The 8,527-nt window shown below is 59.2% G+C and carries 7 protein-coding genes; 4 read left to right on the forward strand and 3 right to left on the reverse strand.

Annotation, left to right across the window (positions count from 1 at the left end; translation table 11 throughout):
* Positions 1-367: 367 nt before the first annotated feature.
* From NW843_RS04785 to aroQ, 3 genes are all read left to right on the forward strand, one after another.
* A complete protein-coding gene (locus NW843_RS04785; RefSeq protein ID WP_414522261.1) occupies positions 368-2,317 on the forward strand; it encodes an acetate--CoA ligase family protein in 1,950 nt (649 codons plus the stop codon).
* A 168-nt stretch (positions 2,318-2,485) separates the two neighbouring features.
* Positions 2,486-2,617, forward strand: a complete 132-nt coding sequence (locus NW843_RS04790; protein WP_011434447.1) for a hypothetical protein — start codon at positions 2,486-2,488, stop codon at positions 2,615-2,617.
* Positions 2,595-3,092, forward strand: a complete 498-nt coding sequence (gene aroQ / locus NW843_RS04795; protein WP_049749607.1) for a type II 3-dehydroquinate dehydratase — start codon at positions 2,595-2,597, stop codon at positions 3,090-3,092. The genes NW843_RS04790 and aroQ overlap by 23 nt, the downstream gene beginning before the upstream one ends.
* 17 nt (positions 3,093-3,109) lie before the next feature.
* Here the strand turns inward: aroQ and NW843_RS04800 are convergent, their stop codons facing one another.
* From NW843_RS04800 to NW843_RS04810, 3 genes are all read right to left on the reverse strand, one after another.
* Positions 3,110-4,120 carry an alpha/beta fold hydrolase gene (locus NW843_RS04800; RefSeq protein ID WP_414522262.1) on the reverse strand — a complete coding sequence of 337 codons (1,011 nt, stop codon included), beginning with the start codon at positions 4,118-4,120 and terminating at the stop codon, positions 3,110-3,112.
* Positions 4,117-5,043 (reverse strand): fatty acid desaturase family protein, encoded by a 927-nt coding sequence (locus NW843_RS04805; RefSeq protein ID WP_414522263.1) that lies wholly within the window; start codon positions 5,041-5,043, stop codon positions 4,117-4,119. Before NW843_RS04805 ends, NW843_RS04800 begins: the two co-directional genes overlap by 4 nt.
* A 105-nt stretch (positions 5,044-5,148) precedes the next feature.
* Positions 5,149-5,685, reverse strand: coding sequence for a thioredoxin domain-containing protein (locus NW843_RS04810; protein ID WP_414522264.1), 537 nt, complete (start codon positions 5,683-5,685; stop codon positions 5,149-5,151).
* A 191-nt stretch (positions 5,686-5,876) separates the two neighbouring features.
* Between NW843_RS04810 and pheT the strand changes: the two genes are divergently transcribed.
* On the forward strand, positions 5,877-8,354 hold the full coding sequence (gene pheT / locus NW843_RS04815) for a phenylalanine--tRNA ligase subunit beta (protein WP_414522265.1): 2,478 nt from the start codon (positions 5,877-5,879) through the stop codon (positions 8,352-8,354).
* Positions 8,355-8,527 lie beyond the last annotated feature (173 nt).

Consider the following 8,527-nt stretch of genomic DNA (forward strand, 5'->3'; position numbering starts at 1 on the left):
ACCCTACGGGTACAGTGCGGGGCTCCTGCGATTTCTAGCTGAGGCATTCCTCTAGCACTGCTACAGGCAAGCACTCCCAGCCCCTTGCCCATTATGAGGAGAGGGGATCCCAGAATTGGCAAACAGTTGCACTGCAACTCGAAATAACCCCAACCCGATCAGAGGGTGGGAAGGGTTTTCCAAGTTACCAAGTTGCCTGTCAGGCAACTGTTAATTGACCAGCAAAAGGCTAGCTGGGATCCCTTGTGCTGCGAAGGCAAGCCGCCGGGGATGGGGGCCGGATCGGGAATAATGGAAGCGGCCCCAGCCGGGAGAGCTGGGTTTTCCCCGCGCTGAGGTCGTTGTTTCCCTTCTCTTGAGGCCGGCTATGGTTTTGCAGGAGGCGGCGGGCGTGCCCCGCATCAACGCGCGCGAGTCGGATGTTTTCGACATTTTCAACCTGAAGCATTATCTTGGCCCTAACCCCTATCTCAATACAGCCGCTTTCACCTTCGACTTTGCCCTTACCCAGTGCCCACAGCCGCTGCCCATTGATGTCTACCTGTCCAAGGTCTGCTTCCATTTCCCCCAGTTGCAGGAGGGATCTTATCCTTCCTACGCCCACTTGTTTGCCCGGCTGGTGGCGGAGGTGAACCGGTTGCAGATGGATCTCCACTTGCAGCGGTGGAGCTGTCATCCGTTTTCAGAGTATGTGCGCATCGCGGTGCAGACCTTACATGGCCGTACCACTCGTGCTGCGGTTTATTTTGCTTGGGATTGGCTGGAAGCCATCGCCCAAGGGGAGCCCTTCGATTTTGAAGGGGAGATGCGCCGCTTGCAGCAATTGTTTCGCGACTCAGTGTACGGCGGGCCAACGGTCTATGCCCTCTTGCGGGCTGCTCACGAACGCGGGATCCCTACCTACTACCTATGGGATGAAGGGGTGATGCAGTATGGCTATGGTCGCAACCAGGTGCGAGGGGTGGCCACCACCTTTCACTGCGACAGCCATCTCGACTCTGACTTCACCACCCGCAAAGACGATTGCAAAGCCTTTCTGGCGGCGCAAGGGTTCCCCGTGCCCCAGGGAGAGGTGGTCGCCTCTTTGGCAGAAGCTTTGCAGTTGGCGCAGGAAATCGGCTATCCGGTGGTGCTCAAGCCGGTGGCCGGCCATAAGGGGATGGGGGTGACGGCTGGCATTCAAACCCCGGAAGAACTGGCCTTTGCCTACGAGGTAGCCGTGGCAGCCCTTCCCCCTGAGGAGCCCATCCGACTGATCCTGGAAAAGCATCTGCAGGGCACTGATTTTCGCCTGTTGTGTGTGGGAGGCCGCTTTGTGGCGGCTACAGAACGACGCCCCGCCTCGGTGACGGGAGATGGCCGAAGCACCATCGGGCAGCTCATCGAGCAGGCCAACCGGGATCCCGCCCGTTGGGATACCCCCACTTCTCCCCTAGGGCCGATCCAATGGGATGAGACAATGGAGCGCTTTCTGGCGGAGCAGGGCTTGACAGTGGACAGTGTGCTGGAACCGGGGCGGACGGTCTATCTGCGCAAGGTATCCAATCTCTCGGCGGGAGGAGTGAGCCGCGATGTCACGGCCACCGTCCATCCCGACAACGTGGTTTTGGCCCAAACCATTGCCCAGCAGTTCTCGCTGGTGTGCTTGGGCATCGATGTCATTGCCCCCAGCCTGGAGCGCTCCTGGAAGGAGGGATCCCTGGGGATTATCGAGATCAATGCTGCGCCAGGTGTGCTCATGCACCAAAAACCTGCCATTGGCGCGGGAGTGGATGTGCCGGGGGCAATCCTCGACCATCTGTTTCCCAAGACGGCCCGCATCCCGATTTTGACCTTTAACCGCCTCACCTTGGCGGAGGCGCACACCTTGGTGGAGCATATTTTGTCCCACCGCCCCAACGCATGTGTGGGATCCGTCTGTCGGGAGGGCGTGCTGCTAAACCACAGCTCTAGACCCCTGCAGGGCAGCCTCTTTCGCCAGGTGAAAACCCTGCTGCGCCATCCCCAACTGGATCTGCTTTTGGCGGAAGCCGACGAAGAGACCCTGGAGCGGGAGGGCTTGGCCTACGAAGGCAGCGATCTGGTGGTGCTGCGGGATCCCTCCGATCAAGAGCTGCAAACCCTGAAACGGGATCTCAACCCCGGCGGCGCCCTCTTCCTGCAGCGGGGATCCACCCTAACTTTGACGGTGGCGGGCCAGGCGGAGCGATTTGAATTGCCGGGGACAGACCTTCAGATGGGGATCCTGCTGCGCTCCATGACCCTGCGGATCATCTGCAGAACCATTAGCCAGATGCTGAAGAACTGGTCTGGCTGAGGGGTTTTGGATTTTCTTCAGATTCTTGTAAAAGGGTAGGCAAAACAAGGGATCCCTGCTGGGGAAAAAGGCCGGCCAGCCAGTCAGCTCTACACCCCTCGGAAAGAAGCGCTATCATAGAAGTCCGTCGAATAAACTCCCTTCGTAAAACCTCGCGAGGCAGATCGGATGGATTGGGTAGAAAAGGTGCTGGAAAAGATCCGGGAATGGGTGGAACGTGTGATCGACACCCTGCTGGGGAACCCCCAGCCTCAACCTGCTCCCATTCCGGTAGAAGATGGATCCCATCGTCGTCGTTAATCCGACTGCCATTGCCCCCGGCGGCGAGCCTCTCAGCCTCTTGGTACTGCATGGCCCCAACCTCAACCTGCTGGGGGTGCGAGAGGTGGGCATCTACGGCTCAGTATCCCTAGAGCAGATCGATCAGGCTCTGCATCGGCAGGCAGAAATGCTAGGGGCGAAGCTGGAGATTCTCCAGTCCAACCATGAGGGGGTGCTCATCGATGCCATTCACCGTGCCCGCCAGCAGCATGTCGGCATTCTGATCAACCCTGGGGCCTATACCCACACCAGCATTGCTCTCCGAGATGCCATTGCAGCCGTAGGATTGCCCACTGTGGAAGTCCACCTAAGCAACATCCATCGCCGCGAGCCCTTCCGCCAGCACTCTTACATTGCTGCCGTAGCGGTTGGGCAAATCAGCGGCTTCGGGGCACAAAGCTACCTGTTGGGACTACAGGCTCTGGTGCAACACCTGCGCCTGCAATCTGTGTAGGATCTGTGTAGGTGCCCTCAGCTCTCCAGGAACTCCTGCACGGCTGTGCGAATAAAAGCTTCATCCTCGGGGTTTTGATGAGGATTACCGGCCCGGTGCCCCCAAATGGAGGGGATGATCTTGTAAACCGCGTTCGGGATCCATTCTGCCTCAGCCCGACAATCTTCTGGGGTGAAGTACAAATCCGTCTGGGCGGGCATCACCAATGTTTGGGCCTGAATTGCCCTCAAAGCAGCCCGATAATCTCCCCGGTGAATGGGGTTGTCGCTGATATCGCAGCGGATCCAAGTTTCGATCATCGATAGCAAATTCTGCGGATCCCGGCGGCGGTAATTGGCCTCCCAGCCTCGCTCTAGATAATCTTCGAGAGAGGCATACCCCAAGGATTCATAGCATTTTTGGTTGAAAAAAGGTTGGGAAACAGCCCAACTGGCGTAGATGTGGGCAAAAGCTCGCAGGCCCCGCTCTGGGATGGCCGTGAATCGGCGACCGTTCCAGGCAGGATCGGCAGTTAGGGCTGAGCGCAAACTCTCCAGAAAAACCCGATTGTGAACTGTGGTCTTGGCGGTGCCACAGAGGGCTACGATCCGTTCCACCCGCTCAGGAAACAGGGATCCCCAGTGATAGGCTTGCTGAGCCCCCATCGACCAGCCGTAGATCAGGCGGATGCGTTCGATCCCAAAGTGTTGGCGAATCAGGCTCTCCTGCAGGCGCACATTGTCCCAGTGGCTAAACCAGAAGCCATCTTCCCGCAAGCCACAGGCTGGATCGTTGCTGGGGGAAGTGGAAAGGCCATTGCCCAGCATATTGGGAATGAGGATAAACCACCGCTGCGGGTTGAGGATGCCGTCGGGACGAATCAGCCACTCCAGGTCGGGATGCTGAGCCCCATAGGAGGTGGGGTAGAGGATCAGGTTGTCTTTTCGGGGGGAAAGAGTCCCGTAGGTGGCGTAGGCGAGCGTGATTTGGGGCAGTTGGATCCCGCACTGTAGCTGAAAATCGTTCAGGCTCCAGGTGTAGTGAGTCATGCCTGAAATTGTTCAATCACCTGACGATGAACCCGCACATACCCCTGCCCTAGATGAGCCAGATGGGGCTTGAGGTATTGATGGGCATCGGCCAAAGCATGAAATGGAATGGAAGGGTAAAGGTGATGCTCAGCATGGTAAGGCATATTCCACATCAAAAAGCGGATTGGCCAAAGGGTAAGGGTGGTACGGGTATTGGAGAAGGGATCCTCGGTTTGGCTACAGCCTGTGTGCTCTGCCAGCAAAATGAAGCGCAAGAGCGGCTGCCCTACCGCCAAAGGCAACAGCCATAGCCACACTATCCAGGGATCCCCCAGCAGAAGGGAGAGCAAGCTCCCAAGGCCGTAGACCCCTAGCTGCAACCGCACCGAACGAATCACCTCTTGGCGGGCCGATTCAGGAATGTAGGGATAGCCTTGCAACTGGCCGCTGGCTATGCGGATGTAGGTCTTCACCTTGCCGATCCACCAAGTCAAGCCGCTCAGCTCGAGCAAATACTCCGGCCAGCTCTGGGGTTTGGGATCCTCCAGCTCCGGATCCTTGCCCGGAATCTGGGTATAGCGGTGGTGCCATTTGTGGTATCGGCGATAAAAAGTGCTGTTGTAAAATGAGAGCAAGCCCGCCACCCAGGCTACCCCGTCATTCAGTTTTGGGCTGGCAAAAGCGGTGCGGTGTACACATTCGTGCAAAGCAGCAAACATCGTCGCCAAACTGGCCCCGTAAACCACCAGCGCCGGCAGGGCAACCCAGCCATTGACACCTTTCTGGGTCACCCACAGGCTGCCACTCACCGCCATCACCGCCAAATGTCCCAAAAGCTGCCGGAGCCCGGCTGAATTGGAGCGGACATTCAGTTGTCTGAGGCGCTCGCTCGGGATCAACCGTTGCGGATCCGGCAAAATCGGTGTTGTCTCGACAGCCATGGCCTGTTCTTGTGAGCTACGAGAATGGATAGAAGTTATCGAATATCAAACCGAGGCCAGACCTTTCCGCCTGTGTCCAAGACAACAAAACCCTGGACCAAACTCCTAACCATGACTGCGGGGATCCGGCTGATTGGGGAGGATAGGCCCGCTCCGCTCCAGCGCAGACACTGGCCCGGCATTGGTCAACTGCAGGGGCTGTCCAGTTGCCAGAGCCAACACATTGGCTCGCAGAATCGACGGCGGCTGTTCGCCAATCGCCGATCCCAGCACTTCTCCCTGCCGATCCAAAAACAGAAAATGAGGGATGCCGTTCACCCGGTAGCGGCTCAGCTCCGGCAGCCACTTGGGATTATCCACATTGAGCATGACAAAGTTGACTTGATCGGCAAATTCCTTTTTGAGATTGGCCAGGAGGGGCGCCATCGCTCGGCAGGTGGTGCACCAATCGGCGTAGAACTCCACCAAAGAAGGCTTGCCATTGGCCTGAGCTTGCTCCCAAGGTATGGCTTCTTGGGCTAGAGCCTCTAGGTTGCTGCCCGCCTGACGACCCTGGCTGGCCAAAAACAAACCCACCGCTAAGAGCACAGCTACTGCGGCAATCAACCCGTTGCGCAACCGTTTTGCCCAGTCTTTCTTCATCCTTCCTCACCTTGCTAGGCGCTGGATCTGACCTCAGCCCTCGCCTTCACTGTTTTAGCATCCCACCCTGTCCCACCGGTTCCGGCCAGAACCGGGTCTATGCCATCCCACGATCTTGGGCCGGGATCCCGGCTGGAGAAGAGGGCCAGGTGAGCGATAATGGGTGCGGCGTTTGCACCGATGGCTCAGCGATGCGCATCTCCTTGAAGTGGCTGCGAGAACTGGTGGATTTCCAACTTTCACCCGAAGAACTGGGAGAGGCCCTCACCCTGGCGGGGTTTGAAGTGGAAGAGATCGAAGACCGCCGCACCTGGGCAGATGGGGTGGTTTTGGGCAGGATCCTGGCTGCCGAGCCTCATCCCAACGCCGACAAGCTGCAGGTTTGCCAGGTGGATTTGGGATCCGATCGGCCTGCCACCATTGTCTGTGGAGCTGCCAACGCCCGCCCTGGGATCCTGGTAGCAGTGGCCACGCCCGGCACCCATTTGCCCGCCCTCTCCCTCACCATTGCCAAAGCCGACAAGCGGGGGGTGATCTCGGAGGGCATGATCTGCTCTCTGGCAGAGCTGGGGCTGGAGAAATCTTCCGAAGGGATCCACGAATTCCCGCCCGACTTGGATCTGGAGGTTCATCCGCTTGGCTCTGATGTGCGCCCCCTTCTAGGCTTGGACGATGTGGTGCTGGATCTCACTTCCACCGCCAACCGGGCCGATGCCCTGAGCATGGTGGGGATCGCCCGCGAAGTGGCTGCCCTCACCCGCAACCCGCTGCGCCTGCCCCCCGTCAAGCCTCTTCAGGCCAAGCCCATCCCCAACTTTCAGTTGCGCATTGCCGACGCCAAAGCCTGCCCCGCCTACAGTGGCGTGTTGATCGAGGGGGTGAAAGTCGGCCCTTCCCCCGACTGGCTAAAACACCGACTGGCCGCCGCCGGCATGCGCTCCATCAACAACGTAGTGGATATTACCAATCTGATCCTGCTGGAATGGGGCCAGCCTTTGCACGCCTTCGACTGGGATCGCCTGCTCCAGGTCATGGGCAAGAAAAAACCCACCATCGAGGTGCGCTTGGCCCAGCCGGGAGAAACCTTAAAGACCTTGGACGGCCAAACCCGCACCTTGCAAGCCGACAGTCATCTCATTGTGGCCGGCAGCCAACCGGTAGCTCTGGCCGGGGTCATGGGAGGGGAAGAAACCGAGGTCGGCTCGACCACCACCCGCATTTTCTTGGAAGCAGCCCTATTCGATCCAGCGGTGACGCGGCGCTCGGCCCGGTCTCAAGGTCTGCGCACCGAGGCTTCCACCCGCTATGAGCGAGGGGTTAACTTTGCCACCCTCGATCAGGCCCGGGATCGGGCGGTGCAGTTGATCCTGGAACTGGCAGGGGGAGCAGTGGCCGGCCTCACCACCTTTGACCAGCGGCCCCCCCTGGAACGCACCCTGAAATTGCGGCTGTCGCGGCTGATCGATGTGTTGGGGGACGAGGTGCAGGCGGCGGATGTGGAGGAGATCCTATCTGCCTTGGGCTTTCAGCTCTCCCGTTGCGAAGGGGCCAATTCCCAGAGTGCCCTCTCCCCCGCTACCGAGACGGCAACCGTGGCCAGCTGCGTTTGGCAGGTCGTCGTTCCCCCCTATCGCCTGCGGGACATTGAGCGGGAGATCGACCTCATCGAGGAGTTTGCCCGTCTCTACGGCTATGACCGCTTCTCAGAAACCCTACCCACCGAGCCGCAGGTGGGATCCCTTTCGGCGCGGGAAACGTTCACCCGCCAGATCCGAGAAGTGCTGCGCGGCATTGGCCTGACAGAGGTGTATCACATCTCCCTCTGCCCAGCGGAGGAGGATGGATCTTTGGTGAGGATTGCCAATCCACTTTCGCCTGAATATTCAGCCGTGCGCAATGCGCTACTTCCCGGCCTGGTGGAGGCCTTCCGCTTCAACTGGGATCAAGGCAACGGCCCGCTCCAAGCCTTTGAAATCGGTCGTGTTTTTGCCCATGCCCTTCCCCCCAACCCCCACCCTTACCGGGAAGCTGAGCATATCGGCGGTATCTTGGGCGGGGATCCCAATCCCCACGATTGGCAGCACCGCAACCGACCCATGGACTGGTTCGAGGCCAAGGGGCTGCTGGTCTCCGCTCTGGAGCGGCTGGGATTTGGCCCGGAGTTTCGTCTGGATCCCCCTGAAGAGCAATCGTCCCTGCTTCACCCCGGTCGCCAGGCCAGTTTGTGGATTGAGGGATCCCGCATCGGTTTGTTCGGGCAACTGCACCCCCGCCTCTGTCAGGAAAAGGGGCTGCCAGATCAGGTCTATGGGTTTGAGCTGCAGTTGGATCCCTTGCTGGAAAGCCTGGAGAGACGGGGCATTGTGCAATTTGTCCCCTTTTCGCCCTTTCCTGCTGCCGATCGGGATATCGCCTTCTTTGCGCCACTCGACCTTGCCGTTGGTGAGATCGAGAAGGTTATCCGTCGAGCGGGCGGAGAACTTCTCCAATCGGTGCAGCTTTTCGACGAGTACCGGGGCCAAGGAGTACCTGCAGGGCAGCGCAGCCTTGCCTTCCGCCTAGTGTACCGCGCTCCCGATCGCACCCTCACGGATGCGGAGGTAGAAGCTCTGCAAAACCAGGTGAGGGCGCAGTTGGCAACACAATTTCCGGTGACCTTGCGCAGCTAGCCGACCCCTCTGTAGCTACTATAACATCCTCCCGGCGCTCGTCCTGTGGACAGGGCGCGGGCTACCCTTCCCGTCAGCAGGACGGAGTCCTTACCTCGCAGTTGGGCATTCCTGCCCCACGCCACTTGCCTGGGTCTACAACCCCCGACAAAACGACTGGACAGGTGGTTCCC

The sequence above is a fragment of the Synechococcus sp. R5-12 genome (assembly GCF_047502655.1).
Lineage (GTDB): Bacteria > Cyanobacteriota > Cyanobacteriia > Thermostichales > Thermostichaceae > Thermostichus.